The organism is Lacicoccus qingdaonensis (assembly GCF_900101075.1).
Lineage (GTDB): Bacteria > Bacillota > Bacilli > Staphylococcales > Salinicoccaceae > Lacicoccus > Lacicoccus qingdaonensis.
Genome location: NZ_FNFY01000037.1, coordinates 1 through 15,482, shown reverse-complemented (window position 1 = coordinate 15,482; position 15,482 = coordinate 1). Strand labels below are relative to the sequence as shown.

The 15,482-nt window shown below is 33.4% G+C and carries 17 protein-coding genes; 5 read left to right on the top strand and 12 right to left on the bottom strand.

The window, feature by feature from the left end:
- From BLR15_RS12770 to thiD, 5 genes are all read right to left on the bottom strand, one after another.
- Positions 1-222: helix-turn-helix domain-containing protein (locus tag BLR15_RS12770; protein ID WP_143003996.1), on the bottom strand; the 222-nt coding region annotated here is incomplete at its 3' end.
- Positions 223-387: 165 nt separating this feature from the next.
- A complete protein-coding gene (locus BLR15_RS12765; RefSeq protein WP_143003995.1) occupies positions 388-1,032 on the bottom strand; it encodes a hypothetical protein in 645 nt (214 codons plus the stop codon).
- 453 nt (positions 1,033-1,485) lie between these two features.
- Positions 1,486-1,935: an NUDIX hydrolase gene (locus BLR15_RS12760; RefSeq protein ID WP_092988107.1), complete on the bottom strand. Its 450-nt coding sequence runs from the start codon at positions 1,933-1,935 to the stop codon at positions 1,486-1,488.
- Positions 1,936-1,972: 37 nt separating this feature from the next.
- On the bottom strand, positions 1,973-2,482 hold the full coding sequence (locus BLR15_RS12755) for a ribonuclease FAU-1 family protein (RefSeq protein WP_092988099.1): 510 nt from the start codon (positions 2,480-2,482) through the stop codon (positions 1,973-1,975).
- Between the two features lie 19 nt (positions 2,483-2,501).
- Entirely contained in the window at positions 2,502-3,299 is a 798-nt protein-coding gene (thiD, locus tag BLR15_RS12750) for a bifunctional hydroxymethylpyrimidine kinase/phosphomethylpyrimidine kinase (protein ID WP_092988097.1), read from the bottom strand.
- Between the two features lie 156 nt (positions 3,300-3,455).
- Between thiD and BLR15_RS12745 the strand changes: the two genes are divergently transcribed.
- Complete coding sequence (locus tag BLR15_RS12745; RefSeq protein WP_092988095.1) at positions 3,456-4,541, top strand: IS30 family transposase; 1,086 nt, start codon at positions 3,456-3,458, stop codon at positions 4,539-4,541.
- Between the two features lie 371 nt (positions 4,542-4,912).
- Here BLR15_RS12745 and BLR15_RS12740 read toward each other — a convergent pair whose 3' ends face one another.
- Positions 4,913-5,266 (bottom strand): helix-turn-helix domain-containing protein, encoded by a 354-nt coding sequence (locus BLR15_RS12740; RefSeq protein ID WP_092988093.1) that lies wholly within the window; start codon positions 5,264-5,266, stop codon positions 4,913-4,915.
- A 563-nt stretch (positions 5,267-5,829) separates the two neighbouring features.
- On the opposite strand from BLR15_RS12740, the gene BLR15_RS12730 reads away from it, so the two are divergent.
- The 4 genes from BLR15_RS12730 (at position 5,830) to BLR15_RS12715 (ending at position 8,372) form a co-directional block, all read left to right on the top strand.
- Positions 5,830-6,252 (top strand): sigma factor-like helix-turn-helix DNA-binding protein, encoded by a 423-nt coding sequence (locus tag BLR15_RS12730; protein ID WP_092988089.1) that lies wholly within the window; start codon positions 5,830-5,832, stop codon positions 6,250-6,252.
- Entirely contained in the window at positions 6,249-6,479 is a 231-nt protein-coding gene (locus BLR15_RS12725) for a helix-turn-helix domain-containing protein (RefSeq protein WP_092988087.1), read from the top strand. The genes BLR15_RS12730 and BLR15_RS12725 overlap by 4 nt, the downstream gene beginning before the upstream one ends.
- A 470-nt stretch (positions 6,480-6,949) precedes the next feature.
- On the top strand, positions 6,950-7,201 hold the full coding sequence (locus tag BLR15_RS12720) for a DUF3173 domain-containing protein (RefSeq protein ID WP_092988105.1): 252 nt from the start codon (positions 6,950-6,952) through the stop codon (positions 7,199-7,201).
- A complete protein-coding gene (locus BLR15_RS12715; RefSeq protein WP_092988085.1) occupies positions 7,194-8,372 on the top strand; it encodes a site-specific integrase in 1,179 nt (392 codons plus the stop codon). The genes BLR15_RS12720 and BLR15_RS12715 overlap by 8 nt, the downstream gene beginning before the upstream one ends.
- A gap of 411 nt (positions 8,373-8,783) precedes the next feature.
- Here the strand turns inward: BLR15_RS12715 and BLR15_RS12710 are convergent, their stop codons facing one another.
- From BLR15_RS12710 to BLR15_RS14180, 6 genes are all read right to left on the bottom strand, one after another.
- Positions 8,784-9,998, bottom strand: a complete 1,215-nt coding sequence (locus BLR15_RS12710; protein ID WP_218118674.1) for a hypothetical protein — start codon at positions 9,996-9,998, stop codon at positions 8,784-8,786.
- Positions 9,999-10,013: 15 nt separating this feature from the next.
- Positions 10,014-11,357, bottom strand: a complete 1,344-nt coding sequence (locus tag BLR15_RS12705; RefSeq protein WP_092988083.1) for an N-6 DNA methylase — start codon at positions 11,355-11,357, stop codon at positions 10,014-10,016.
- Positions 11,290-12,498, bottom strand: a complete 1,209-nt coding sequence (locus BLR15_RS12700; RefSeq protein WP_092988081.1) for a DNA cytosine methyltransferase — start codon at positions 12,496-12,498, stop codon at positions 11,290-11,292. The genes BLR15_RS12705 and BLR15_RS12700 overlap by 68 nt, the downstream gene beginning before the upstream one ends.
- Positions 12,499-12,872: 374 nt before the next feature.
- Positions 12,873-13,304 (bottom strand): hypothetical protein, encoded by a 432-nt coding sequence (locus BLR15_RS12695; protein ID WP_092988079.1) that lies wholly within the window; start codon positions 13,302-13,304, stop codon positions 12,873-12,875.
- A gap of 3 nt (positions 13,305-13,307) precedes the next feature.
- Positions 13,308-14,204, bottom strand: coding sequence for a tyrosine-type recombinase/integrase (locus BLR15_RS12690; RefSeq protein WP_092988077.1), 897 nt, complete (start codon positions 14,202-14,204; stop codon positions 13,308-13,310).
- A gap of 1,045 nt (positions 14,205-15,249) precedes the next feature.
- The coding region (locus BLR15_RS14180; protein WP_218118673.1) for a hypothetical protein at positions 15,250-15,482 on the bottom strand (233 nt) is incomplete at its 5' end.

Below are 15,482 nucleotides of genomic sequence, written 5' to 3'. Positions count from 1 at the left end.
ATACTCATAATCATATGTTTTTCCATTCTGTTTCTGACGGCGGATTTGTCGGACGGTTCCGCGTTTGATTTCGTTATTGATGGTCTGGGGTGCACGTCCTAAACGCGCCGCAATGTCACGGTTGGAGTAATTCTCCTGCTTTAATATCTTAATTTGGGCCCGTTCCGCTTTGGTCAGATGTTTTCCTTTGATGGATTCAGTGGTATCATGAAGTTGCGTCATGTGATTTCATTCCTTTATTGAGTGTTGTGGTTAACTTTCAATATAACATGAAATTCACATGGCGTTTTTTGTATCAGAGGTGGCTAAGTTCATTATAAAATCCACCAACAAATTCAGTTTATAAAAATGATGTTGTTTGAAGTATAAAACTATATTCTCTTTAGGCTAACTCCTAAATTTAAATGGATGATTTGGATAATACCACTTAAACAAGTCAGTTCCCATTACAAAAGTATCTCTTTTAATATTCATCGACGGATAGAATTTATTTAATTCTTTAAATAAATATAAATGTAATTGATCTAATGACCTTCTTAGTTCATCCAAAGTATTAATTGCTTTGTCGACATCACCCAAAATTTTGTGAGTATTTACTTTTGTTTTTTTAGTATATTGAAGTATTTGTAGTTCAATAAAATCGTTTAGAAAATATAATTCATTATATGTTTTACTAATTATTATTGCATAGTTTACATCTCCCAGAGTTGAAGATAGAATGGTACTATCTTTCTTCAAAACATGTAACTCCTCTTTCAATATATAATGATCTTTTATTAGTTCATTTAAAGTTTCCTCTTTAATGTTAGAGTTTTTACTGGTGTCCTTCTTTAAATTCACTTTAAGCCTGTATAACATAGCATTGGAGTTCATGAAAATAGAATAACTCATTCTTGTAAAATTTTCCAATGAGTTTAATAACTCATTTTTTTCATTTATCTTTCTCAAATAATTTTGGTTCTCTTTTTCAATCTCCTCTTTGTACTTGTCCATACTCAGTTTATAATTTAATTCAAAATTTTTATATTTCATATCTTGCTTTCTAACTTTTATGCGCCAAAAAATAACCAAATAATATTCACTATGGAAAGTAAAGTGGCTAATATTGATAATACTATAGAAAAAATAGTTACACTCCTTTATATAAAATTATTAGCTGATCAATAATACCATAAGCATAACAATCTTATTAAAATTGCCGATGGTCTATAACCTTCGGTATATATTACATCTCCGCAATATGACATGTTCTTAATGGTAAAAACAATCCTCTATAAGCAACTTATAAAGGACTAATACATTATATAGAATTAATTACCTGTATTTCATTATATTACACTATCATTTATTATTATTACAAAGTAATTACTCTATTTAAAGATTGACTGAGTCCAAAATGAATTATAAATTTAGGGATTAAATGTTAGATTTCCAAGAACTTTGTATAGTTTATTAGTGACAATTATTCACAATAAATTAAGGGTACTAAAGAATCTCATCTAAATTATTGATGAGCGGATGAAGTTGATTGTTATTATACATACTGATTATTTCTGCTTTATTTAACCATTGCGCATCTATTACTTCTGACTGCTCTAACTGTAAATCATCTATTGAAATATCTGCAGTAAACATCCAGACATCATAAAAGTCCTTCAAATGGTTTCGACGTACTCGATACAACAAAGTTCCTTTTTTTGAATCTAATCGTACGCCTAATTCCTCCTTCACTTCTCTAATGGCACCTTGTAAACTGGTTTCCCCACAAATCACTGACCCACCGGTACATTCCCATCTTAAAGGGTGATTTTTACTGGGATGTCTTTGTGATAATAAATATTCATCCTTACTATTTTTAATCCATACGCTCACCACTTGATGGTAGTATCCATCAGGTATACTTTCTCCACGATATATGGTTCTTCCCGTTTTCATTCGATGATTCGTGTATAAATCCCATTGCTCTCTCAATTTAGACACCTCGATTTTGACGTAATACTTTTTCTGATTCGCGAATTGTAAAATATTTAATATCTAAAATAGAGTCGATTAGTTGATTAAGTACCACATTCACAGTACCATTCTCAAACTGGTTTAGTGGTTCGGTGAGCTCGTCCTGGTCAAGCACTGCATATTCACCATCAGGACGAATGGCAATATCTATGATTAAATCTTTAAAAGTCACAGCTGTAGTGTTTATTTCGGTTTCTTTTACGATATTAATATACAACCCAATCACTTTGTGTTTGCTATTCCTAAATACATAAACATTATATGATTTATAATGCCAATAAAAAGCCACAGTGTAGCTCCCCTTAGGAATATGAAGCAAAGAATTTCCAATGGGCATTTCAAAAGAAGTTGTAATCTTATGATATAAAATGGCTAACTCATCATCTAAAACCTTTAAAGGAAAACATGGATGCTCAATAACCTCTCCATTATATTTGATTTTTCTTTCTATTATTTTTTGGTGATTCACAAATAAAGCACCTCATTCTTTAAAAGATTCTATTTTTATAGAGTTCATAGAAATGATGTGTGGGGCCATTCCCCTTCCCCAGAGATGGTGCGTGTTTTATAGCTGTAGTGACATAATTTTTTGCATCTCTCACTGCATCTTCTAATGGTTTTTCAACAGCTAAGTTTGAAGCAATAGCAGAAGAAAAAGTGCATCCTGTCCCATGCGTATTTTTAGTATCAATATTTTCACCAGAAAATTCATAAAAGTTATTGCCGTCAAAAAGAATATCAGTTACTTTAATAATTCGATAGCCGCCTTTAATAATCGTTGGCACTTCTGTGAATTGATAAATTTTTTTAGCTGCACACTTCATATCATTAACATTTGTAATCTTCATCTCAGCGATTTTTTCAGCTTCAGAAATATTGGGCGTAATTAAAGTGGATAACGGCAGTATTTCAGAAATCAATGTATCAATTGCATCAGATGCCATTAATGAATTTCCATTTTTAGCAAACATGACCGGATCTAAAACAACAAGTGTCGGTGCCCATTTTTGTAGACTTTCTTTAACCGCAGTCATTGTTTCGATAGATGAAAGCATTCCAATTTTTACGACATCAGGTATGATATCTTCAAAAACTGCATCCACTTGTTGCTTAATGACGTTCGAACTAATATTTTCATATGAAATCACTCGAGCTGTATTTTCTGCAACCACTGAAGTGATCACAGACATACCGAATATCCCATGCGCAGAAAACGTTTTTAGATCGGCTTGAATTCCAGCACCTCCAGTACAGTCTGAACCAGCAATTGTTAATGCTTTTTTCATACTTTTACCCCCTATAAAATCTATTAAAATTTAAATCATTAAAACAGATTGGTGGATTTTATAATGAACTTAGCCACCTCTGATACAAAAAACGCCATGTGAATTTCATGTTATATTGAAAGTTAACCACAACACTCAATAAAGGAATGAAATCACATGACGCAACTTCATGATACCACTGAATCCATCAAAGGCAAACATCTGACCAAAGCGGAACGGGCCCAAATTGAGATTTTAAAGCAGGAGAATTACTCCAACCGTGACATTGCGGCGCGTTTAGGGCGTGCACCTCAGACCATCAATAACGAAATCAAACGCGGCACCGTCCGGCAGATCCGCCGTCAGAAACAGAATGGAAAAACATATGATTATGAGTATTATGTCTATGATCCAGGCTACGCTCAAACGCGTTATGACACCCACCGACTTCACTCTGGCCGGCGGCCAAAATGGAGCCGATCCAATACATTTGTCGACTGGGCAGATACACAGATGCTGGACCACCACTGGTCACCGGATGCGGTCGTCGGTGCTGCGAAACAGCGGGATATGTTTCCGGCTGAGCTGATGCCGTGTACGACGACACTGTACAACTGGATTGACCGGCATATCATGCGCACAAAGAACATCAATCTATCGGAGAAGCCCAGCCGCAACACAAAATCAAAAACGCGTCAGGACCGCGAACATCAACGCGATTTGGGACCATCCATCGCCGAACGGCCGGAAACTGTCGAATCCCGGGAGACATTCGGTCACTGGGAAATCGACACCGTCATCGGTTCAAAACACAAGGATGATGCGGTGCTGCTGACACTGGCGGAGCGACAGACCCGTTTTGAAGTGCTTTTGAAAATTGATGGCAAGGCCGCTCAACCGGTCACAGAGGCAATCGAATCACTCGTTGAACGTGCCGGTGATCACATGCCGTCATTATTCAAGCCCATCACATCGGATAACGGTTCCGAGTTCAGTGCACTCCATGACACATTGAAAGCAGTCACAGATGTCTACTTTGCCCGGCCGTTCGCTTCATATGAACGCGGGACCAGCGAGAACCAGCATAAGCTCATCCGCCGGTTCATCCCGAAAGGCCAGTCCATCTCTGCCGTCAGTGATCGACAGATTCAGCGTATCCAACGGTGGATGAATGACTACCCACGCAAAATCCTGGGATACCGGACACCGCATGAGCATTTCGCCAAGGCACTCAATCAAACACAGATGGCACATAGCGCCTAGTGTAAAATTTTCTCCTCCCCCTCAGGGGAGGAGAAGCCCAGCCGCCAGAGTGCTTTCACAAACTCTGGATTGGGGTTATACCCTGGTGGCTAACTTAAACTTGAAATTCGCGATCTATTGAAAGATTAATTTGACCAAAAGAAATTGTAAATAACCTTTTATCTTCAGCTATTAATGCTTTGCAAATAGTTTAGTTCGTTCAATTTTTATATAAAACAATCATATTAGCACTTAAAAGTATCAAAACACCCTAAGTACCTTTGGTACTTTTAAGTGCTTACTTTAGTAGATGTAATAAAACATATTTCACTATGACTCATGTTAAATAAATATGTAGTAACGTTTTCAAACATCTTAGATTATAATACCTTTTAATTTTGGTATTTCTTGGACTGGATAATACCAATTGCTACATTTTCTATAATTATCAAATCTTGATCAGTCAAATCGTTGAGTAGTCCTTCTAAATGTCTTCTTCTAGTGCTTTTTATCAATTCTGAGGAAGGCAAGAAAAATTCATCTACTGAAACATTGAGCAAAGAAATCAAATCATAAAATACTTGTATACTAGGATGTTGTCCTTTATTTTCTATATTAGTTAAGTAACGAGGATCAATTTCTATCATTGCCCCGACTTGTTCCCTTGTTAGTCCCTTTTTCAACCTAGCATTTTTAATTGCTAAACCGAATTCTTTAAAATCAAATTTATCTTCTTTTTTACGCATTATAAATCACCTACATACATCTTATTGTTCCTACCCAAAATAAAACAGGTACACAAAAACGTATTATATGATTTTATAATTCCTATTATATAAAATAGTTTGCTGCCAACGGCAATAAAAAAAAGCCGTTATCTGGCGGTATTTTTGTCATGCAATATAATAATTTCCAGACGACGGTGAATTGTACTGTCGTTGTTTTGTATTAAAAACTTATAACTCCCATACATCGGCGACAGGCGTCACTTAGGAGGCCGTTATTATGTGGGAGGTTTTTTTATATCATTACATGATTTTTTTATATAGTTTATTAAAAAAACTTTAAATCTCTTAATGGATTTTGACAGCTTTAAATGTGGTTTTATACATCATATAGATAAGTTTTTTAAATCATATAAAGAGTACATTTGTTTTACATCTAATGATTTTTATATTTAAAAAAAATTTTTTTTCTCACTTTTTTAAGAAAAACGCAACTTTTGCCCCTTTCGAGTTGGGACTTATTACAAAGGGAGAAATACAGATTGTGTTCACTTCCTTTCCTACGCCGAAAGGAGGTGAATATGATGCACCCATCTTCTTTTCAAACGACAATCGAAAATCAATTTGATTATATCTGTAAACGGGCTATAGAAAATGAGCGTAAAAATTATGTTAAACACCTTTCCGGTATCTCCAATCGAGAAGTCTCATTTACTGAAATCGGTGATTATCGGGTCAATCAATTTTCTGTTATGGACCAATATGTCACTGATTTACACATGTTTACTGTTCGCAACTATCAAATTGGTTTAACAGACAGTGGATTAAGCGAAGCGTTACAACACCTCGATACCAAAAAAAGAGACATCATTTTGTTGTATTACTTTATGGAGATGAATGATACAGAGATTTCAACGTTATTCAATCTCAATCGTTCGACTATTCATCGTCACCATATAAGTGGATTAGAATCAATTAAACATTTTATGAAGGAGTGTTCAGAATGAAAACGACCTATCCAACCGTTCCGTTGTCACACATTTCACAGGCCACTCAAGGCGATACCGAAGCCATCCATGAGATTCTAAATCATTACCACTATTACATGCTTCACCGTTCCCGTCGACTGATGACAGACGAATATGGCAACCGGTATATGGTTGTTGATGAGATGTTACTCGGCAGATTACAAACGCGACTGATGAACGAAATTCTATCTTTTAACATAGAATAGTCACCCAGAGAAGCGTGTCAATCAGGGGCATGCTTCTCACCTACATACTTGTCATTTTATGAAAATATGTTGTTATTCGGTATATTTTCATAGGCTGATAAGCCATTGTACATTGACAACTGAATACTTATAAATCAGATACATTCTACGAATAGTGAGCCACTTGACTGGTTTACGCCAAGACTTCCGAACATAGAACGAGCGAAACATACCTGGTCTCAGGTAATCGTGGTGGATTACTGGCAATGACCGATTCGTATATATAATGATACTCTCCCATCGTCACCGTCCGAGCGTTAAAAGCGTCGCAGGCTATGAATGGGACTGGAGTGAATACTTGCAGGGGTGAAATGCCCGTGGTGCTGTAACTCGCAGCCATCTGATTTTAAATCTGTTCTTTCAAAATATACTGCTAAGGATGTTATAATAAACGTATATTGTATTGGCTCGACCGGGAAAGGAGCAATATGATTGTTACGATTACCCGCAAAGATTTAATCGCTTTAGGTTATGGTCCCTCTTTTGCTCGCGACATTATTCGTCAGGCCAAACACCTGATGGTACAAAGAGGATATGGTTTCTATAATACTAAGAAATTAGGTCGGGTACCGGTAGAAGCTGTAGAAGAAATATTGGGAGTCAAACTAAAACAAGAAGATTTATTAAAATCATGTGACACCGCCGAGGCCACTTTAATCAAGGAAAGGGATTTTAATGGTTAAAGTGAAGAAAAAGACCAATGGCACATATGAATTTAGAGTCAGTTTAGGTTTTGATCCTGTTTCAGGTAAAAGACTCCAAAAAAGAATGAGTGGTTTTAAAACAAAAACGGACGCAAAAGCTGCCTATGCTAAGTTAGTATTAGACAATAGCGAGGGTGCTTATAATCCCAACAGCACGATGACATTCGAAAGATTCACACAAGAATTCTTCATTCCTTGGTATAAAAACCAAGTCAAGGCAAGTACGTTCAGAAATCGAAAATATGCAGCTGAGAAACATTTTGCCTACTTTTACAACATGAGTATCTCTAGTATTACACCACTGGTTTTACAACAATGGCAATTAAAAATGACTGAAAAATATTCCAGTCAATACGTTCGGGGCATACAAGGTTTATTATCCTTAGCATTTGATAGAGCGATTGTTTTAGGATTAATGAAAGAGAACCCTTCTAAAGTGATTGGTAATGTTAAAAAAGTGAGAACCCAAATTGACTTTTGGACCAAAGAAGAATTTGAAGCTGTAATTTCTAAAATGTATCTTGGTGATTATTTTCAACACTTCCAGTTTATCACCATCTGGGTATTATTTATGACCGGAATGCGCATCGGCGAAGCTACTGCTTTACAATGGGATGATTTAGACTTTGATAAAGGAACATTAAATATTTCCAAGACGCTGGCGTATCAAAATGTGGAAAATTTTCATTTTACTGAACCAAAGACACGCGCCGGAATTCGTGTAATCGCACTCGATTCAGACACTTTACGTTTACTGGGAGAATGGAAGTCAGTCCAAGAAGCGCAGTGTAAAACGAATTTTATATTATCTTATAATGGCATCCCCACTCAAAAGTACACAATCGCTCATGCGATTAAACGATTTGCAAAAGCGGCCAATGTGCATCGAATTAAAATTCATGGTTTGAGACATTCTCACGCCTCTCTATTAATCAGCATGGGAGAGAACCCATTAATTATTAAAGACCGTCTGGGGCATGAAGATATACAAACGACATTAGGGACATATGGTCACTTATACCCAAACAGTAATTTTCAAGTTGCCAATAAACTCAGTAATATGATTAAATTAAATACCAGTGAAAAAACACAGATTGAACATTACAGCAGTAATCAATTTGTGAAGACAACTTTTCAAAGTGTGCCATAACTGTGCCACACTATAAAAAAGAATCCTGAAACCCTAGTCATATCAAGGGTTTCAGGACACCTGCGGCTACTCCCACTCGATCGTAAACTAAATCTTACAGTCACTATAACTACTTAAAAACACTTATAACAAAGAGTTTTTACCGCTTGCAAGTAATTCCATTAGTAAGCCTAATGCTATTTTAATATATTTTTTGCCCTGAGAATGCCCCGTAATCTCTCCAAATCACTGGCTATCGTGAAACTTAAGATACGATAAAATCTAAATGAAAGATAGTGCTTTTATCCGAGGGTCTAATGTCATTTACAAAACTGCTAACCATCTTTCTCACTCTTTATTTTTTAGATAGTTTTTTAAAAGCTTTTTCTAGTTGTCGAGATATTTTGATCTTAGTATTTTATAACTTTTCATTCAGTTGCAATAATGACTATTTAAAACTTCCATAACATAAAGATATTCTTCTCCCACTATTTCATAATCAGTATTAAACCCTACATTAATAACTGTTATAAAGTTTTCAAAGCTATAAATCGGTTCATCAGATCTCGTTAAATCTTCTTTTATCGTACCAGCTTTTGCTTTCAATAATATCTCTTGGTAATCTTCGTCAATAATGTATGTATGATTATTTGGATGCGCTTTATTGAAATGTTGCGTTGGTGTTAAAGCGATTAAATTTTCATAATACATCGCAATTTGAGGGAACTGTCCCTCCGGAAAAATATGATGAATTTGCGTAGCGACACCACTACTATATTCATCATTGACTTCTGATTTAGAGTTTCTAAATTCATCGTTATATTTTTTAATGAATGATTTAGCTTTACTGGATTGATATTTGAAAAACTCTTTATTGATTTTACTTTGATGTTCTAATTCCCATTCTTGTCTAGTCATATTTTTAGGCTTTTCTGAAGAGATATCTCTAAAGTTTTCTTGATTATACATTAACATTGAAAGCGTAATTATATTTTTGGACAACCTGCCCCTTTGTGTGCCTTTCTTTTTCTTACTATAAGCTAGAGGATTTAATACTTTAGTAAAAATTCTTCTTACTTCAGTAACACCGTTAATTTTAGTGTTTTTTATAATGAAATCCTCATATTGAGTTTTTAATTGTACAAAACTTTCAGGTGTTTGTTTATCAAAAAATTCAATGAAGTGGATGAGCTGATTACTATCCTGCAACACTTTTTTTATATATTCTATTAAAAAATTTAAAGAATTAAATTCTCTAATGGATATAAATTCAAGTAATCTAAGATTGTCAGCCCTATAATAATTAGAACGTCCAATTTTAGATTTTTTTAGTATTCTTGCATGGGCTAGTAATTCTAGAGGTTGTGAAAAAAATTTGTCATACTCATTAGTAGTTTTCTCATGTTTTGTATTAGGCTTGCTAAAGATTTGTTCAACAAAAGACTCAGTGTATTCGCTATGCCATATATCCTTACTTGTAAACCTTTCGTAAATACCGTTATCATTTATGTAATTATGTACACAGTCTGCGACGATTGATAAGACATCAGGAGTACATTTTTGATCAATCCACCTACCATTACCTGTCTTTCGAATATCGTAATCATATTTATCAAGGTGTTCTAAGATCTTTCCTTTTTCTATCATATTTTCACCTCTTTATTAATCACCGATTTTGATTAAACCAAAATATTTCACACTATTTTGATCTATATTCAAACTTCTTGTACTATGATTTCTAGCTATTTTATAAAATTCTTCAAAATCGCTGCTATTTATGAAGTCTAAATGTTCTTGTTTGATTTCAACATTCTTAATATTTTCTAAGATCGCTACTGAACCATTAACTACACAATCATCTGGTTTTCTAATGATTCTAGGATAATACGTCATATTCGGGCTTAAAAATACATCAGTTCTATATCTATACTTGTTAACCCCTAAATTTTTTAAAGTATCTTCCTCAATATAGCTGTCATAATTTTCAATATCTAAAATCTTCGTACCATTTCTTTCAATATTCCTACTTTTAAGAACTCTTATCCCTGACTCTTTATTTAATTTCGCATTTGTTATCGACCTATCTCTATATACTTTGAATACTCCCATATTCATTTTTGATGCGATATCTTCAAAAAATTGATTACGGTATAGCAACCAGTTTGGAAAATTGTTATCAGTTAACTTTTTTTGCGGTTGAACATTTGTTATGTTCTTAGTCACAGAATATGAAACAGTTTTAGACCTTTCTTTTTGAGTATTTATAAACAATGCTATTGTTTCAATTAACACTCCCTTAAAGCCTTTTTCCCCAAAGTCTATGATTCTTTCGATTTCGTACTTATTAGCTATATCTCTCGCTAATCTAAAATCACTATTACTCAAAAAATATTTGGGTAATATCATTACTACATTTTTCGCTTCGTTAAGTGCTTTTTGTAAAAAAAAGCTCGACAAATTTTTTGATACGTTATCATTAAAAATATTTCTATAAAAATCCACAGGCATGTCTTTATTTAGTTTTGAAAAAGGAGGGTTTCCTATAACTAAGTCGTACGTACCAATAACGTTATCAAGTAAATAATCATATACTATATAATTTATATCGATGTTGTCAGGTATGTCTCTATATTCATTTAGTAATTTACATAACTCTATACTTTCAGAGTCAAGATCAATTACATCAATTTTAACTGAGTCCAAATGACTATACTTCTTAATGAGAATTTCTAAAAAATTCCCTACACCTACTGATGGTTCTAATATGGTAATGCTGCTCTTTTCAAAATCTGGTAGAGAGTCATATATTAATTTTAATGTTTCTTCATCTGTATAGTAAGCAGATGTTTCACTCCTCCGATTATTTACAAGTTCAGAAATTCTAGATAAGCTTTGTACTGATAAGTTTAATGGGTTTTTTATTATAAATTTTTTTAAGTTATCCTTGCAGTGTAAGCTGTAATTGTTGATGTAACTCTTTAGAGTTCTGTCTTTTATGATTTCCATATTCAAAACTTTCCTTAATATTTTGTGCGATTTTTCTCATAATAATAGTAGGCACTGCCTCGCCAATACTTTGCCTAATATTTATTTCATTTTCTTTTAAAAACTGTCTTTTTTCTTCCTGGCTCATTGAGTTAAGATCTTTTTCTGAGCTATACGGCGCCCATTTAAAATCACTCGGAATGTTCATTAATAACATCAGCTCTCTTATGCTAAAAACCCTATCATCACAAGGATGGACGGTGTTTTGGCTTGAAATAATATCATTCCTTGTGTGCACACATGGAGCAACTTTCTCCCATTGTTGTCGAGTATATTTATCACCGTTTTTATTTACATTTTCCACTCTTTTTCCATCAACTACTCTATGTGGTCTTTTGTGAGAGTCTATATTATCAAAGGCTGAATAACCCGGTTTAACATCTTTAATCCAACTACGCATATCTTTCCTATAAGCCTTGAAATTATGGAAAATATCCGTTTTATCTATTTCACCCATAACTTCCAATTTTGGTAAGTGCCCTATTACTTGATGCAGTGTCTTAAGCTCTTCCTTTTGAGGAAATAATGCTTCAATATTTATCTTTCTCTCAATATCTCTCCTCACGCCTATAACTAAAGATCTTGTTCTACTACTATTCGCACCATAATCTTTAAAATTTAATATTTTAGATGAATATAAATAATCTTCTGAAAGCCAATCATTAAATGCTTCGCTGATTATTTTTTCTTTATTGTGATCAACACATTTGGTATTCATGAAACTTCGTACGTTCTCAGAAATAAATATCTTTGGTTGAATTTTTTTAATAATTTCTAAGGCTTCTACTACCAATGAATTTTTTTCGATAGTCCCATCATTCTTTTTATGGTTTGCTACTGACATTCCTTGACAAGGTGCTGTAAACACAACTACATCCACCTCGGACTTTGAATTTTCTTTTAAATACCCATTTACAACTTGATACAATTTCTCTTTATTTGATTTTTCAGTAATATCGCCTAAGATATATCCTGCTGGGTTTTTCACTTTCTCATTCGCTTTTTGAATATCTAATCTTCTCTTTATCAATTCTGAAGTAGCTATACAATCAAAATTCTCTTGTAAAAAACCATAACAACCTACCCCAGCTGAGCTAAACAAGCTTATATAATTGATATTGATCACCCTTTTCTGTGATGTTATTTATAATAGTTATATTAATATTATCATATATATATATCATTTAGAAGGATTACATTCGAACGTACGTTCTTTAATTTTTAATAACTTATATTTAGGACAAAGGTTGATTAAATGTTAGTGGTTTCTTCATAACATCAATGATTTTAAACTTAGCACTTACAACAATTTTCCAATTTATTAGACGCCTCTTTTAAACATAACATGATGCTATTATTTCACACATGCTCAAATTAAGAAATTTTTGCTCGTTTGCTTTTTTCATTATTATGTGCCTTATATTTTAAAAACGCAGTTCGCTGAGCTTCTTACGAAGCTCAGCGAACAATTCATACTCATTTAGGACTAGCTTTCATTCTTTCAGCTTTTCTCTTTACTTCATTAGAGAGAATATAATCCTCCAGCTCTTCAGGCATAGTTTTTATTATATCTTTACTATATTCATAGATATAAAACACACCTACATAAGTTTCCTCTTTGACATGATAGTAAACTCTTTCCAAATATACTCTGCTACCATACAGAGAAGTTTTATTTTCTAATAAGGCATCTTGAATCAGTATTCTGACATGCCTGATATTTTCATTGACAGTAAAATCTGGTAGAGATAAATGAAACTGATATTTGCCTTCAACATCAGCATGTTCATGGAAAAATTCCAGATTATGCTTGAAGTCATCACCCTTCAGTTTTTTTCTAATATTTCCAAGATACCTGTTTAGATTGATTCTATCTGCTTCTGCAAGATGTTCAAAATAATCCAGCATATTTTAACTCTCCTCTCTCAAATATAGCCTAGTCACTTCTCCCCTCTCATGTCCCATTGCTTTACTGACTTCAACAAGTACCTGCATCCTTTCAATTCCTGAAAAAATTCTCTTGTTATATTCATTGTTTGCAAATGCTCTTCTGAAAGAGTGAGGAGTGATTTTTGACTGGGTAAATTTTTCTCTGTGATTTCTCAGATGATCTATATATTGTCTTCTTGCTTGATGTGTAAGTTGATTACTTTTAACAAACACATTATTGTCACTCAACCTATTTTCATAAGCTTTTTTGAGTGTTTCTAGCTGTTGAGCATTCAATTCTAAAATTCTAGCCTTGCCACCTTTGGTTTGATTCAATTCTAGTTGCTGATGATATAATGCTTCTCTCACTTGTGCAGTTTTTAATGTAATTGCTTCCTTTACTCTTAATCCCAAGTGATATTGTATTTGAGCTAAATGAGCATAATGCTCCTTATTGTTATCAATACATAATCTTGAATAATCCCCTAATTCTTTTCTGCTTGCAACAGGAGGCTTTTTGGTAAAGTTATCCCTGTTTTCAAGACTATACTTTTTATTATCATTATATAATTCAACTTCACCTTGATTGATTCTATTGAAAGTCTTTACTGCTGTGATATTAGTTTTGATTGTTTTAATATTTAAATTATCCATTTTTTGATCCTTTATAAAACCTTTGAGTTGTCTGTGAGTAATCCTTTTCAGAGTTGGATTTTTAAAATAAGTCACTAAATATTTATTAAATTTATGCATAGCTTCCCTATACCTTTGATTACTTTCAAAAGAAAGTCCATTATTTTTTGATTTGAAAATTCTATCAGTCTGTCTATTTAAATTGTGAAGTTTCTTGATTTTGTTATTTGAAAGTTTTTCAGTCATTTTTATCGCTCATTTCTGTGTTATTTCTCGTGCTAGAGATATTTAAATCATTGTCAGCACAAGGTTCAGCTGCACTGTTTCTGTAGAGATTTCACAAATTTTATAATAAATTTGCTCATTCATCTCACAGAAACAGTGCCTCGCAGCAACTTTGTATATTCGCTCAATAATGAAATTGTCTCATTGCTGTCTACAAGTCACGCTTTGCTATGACAGACAGCAGACTCCGCTCAGCGAAGTAAATGACTTATGCTCTTTAAACAATGTAGATCTTCTACATCAAAGCATCATTAAGCAAAAAGTTAACTGCTATACATTTAAGCGATTTCTAATCTTAAATGACTTGTTTCACTCTCGTTATGCATAAAACAAGATTTTGCGATAAACTCAATTGTCGTATTAGCGACATCAACTTGTGATAGAAATTCCCTCCTTTTATTTAATAAAATTAACCTCCCTTTTTTTGAGAACAAAAAAATCGCTTCTCAATGAAGACATTCCAAAATAAACACTCACTAAGTGTCTATCTGAAATAGCTTCATTGCGAAGCGATAAATGAATAAATTGAATATTGAATATTATATTTTTATTATAGCATACTATTTAAGCGTTCGCTTTCACTTGTATGTCACTTTCGATGTTATTTTGCACTGATTTAGGCGATAACTTGCGCTATAGTTAAAAAGTTCAACTTATCTTTTCACGAAGACAACTGCTTTTTAAAGTTGGTTATGCAGAATAAAACTTAAAATATATGCAATTTATCGTTAAAAATGACAATTTTAGGTCCTAAACACTCGAACAGCTGAAATCCCAATCTCTCAATATAATGTTGGTAGTTTGGGATTTTTTATATTTTCTTATCATGCAAAATAGCACTTTAAACAGGCGCAAATTAACGATTAAAGTGACACTCTATTATCTTCAAAAGAAAAAACCTACTATAGTAATTTGCCGAAGGAGTGGCTATTCTTCCTCTCGAAAATATGGAATTATCATGTTTGTTAGAAAAAAGATATTGAAGATCGACTGTTAATATCTAATATTATAATAATATTTCTAAAGATTTTGATTTGACTTGGAGAGAGTCATTATTAAATGGAATAAATCTCATAAATATTAAATGCATCTTAATTAAGGGGATGTTAATGTTGCTAATATTGCCCTTGACATAGGAAGAAACTGGGGCTGGGACAAAAAGGCTCCTGAAAACTAAGAAAAATGGCGATTCATCGATTAATTGAGATGAATCGCCATTTTTTATGTGATTTTTCAGAT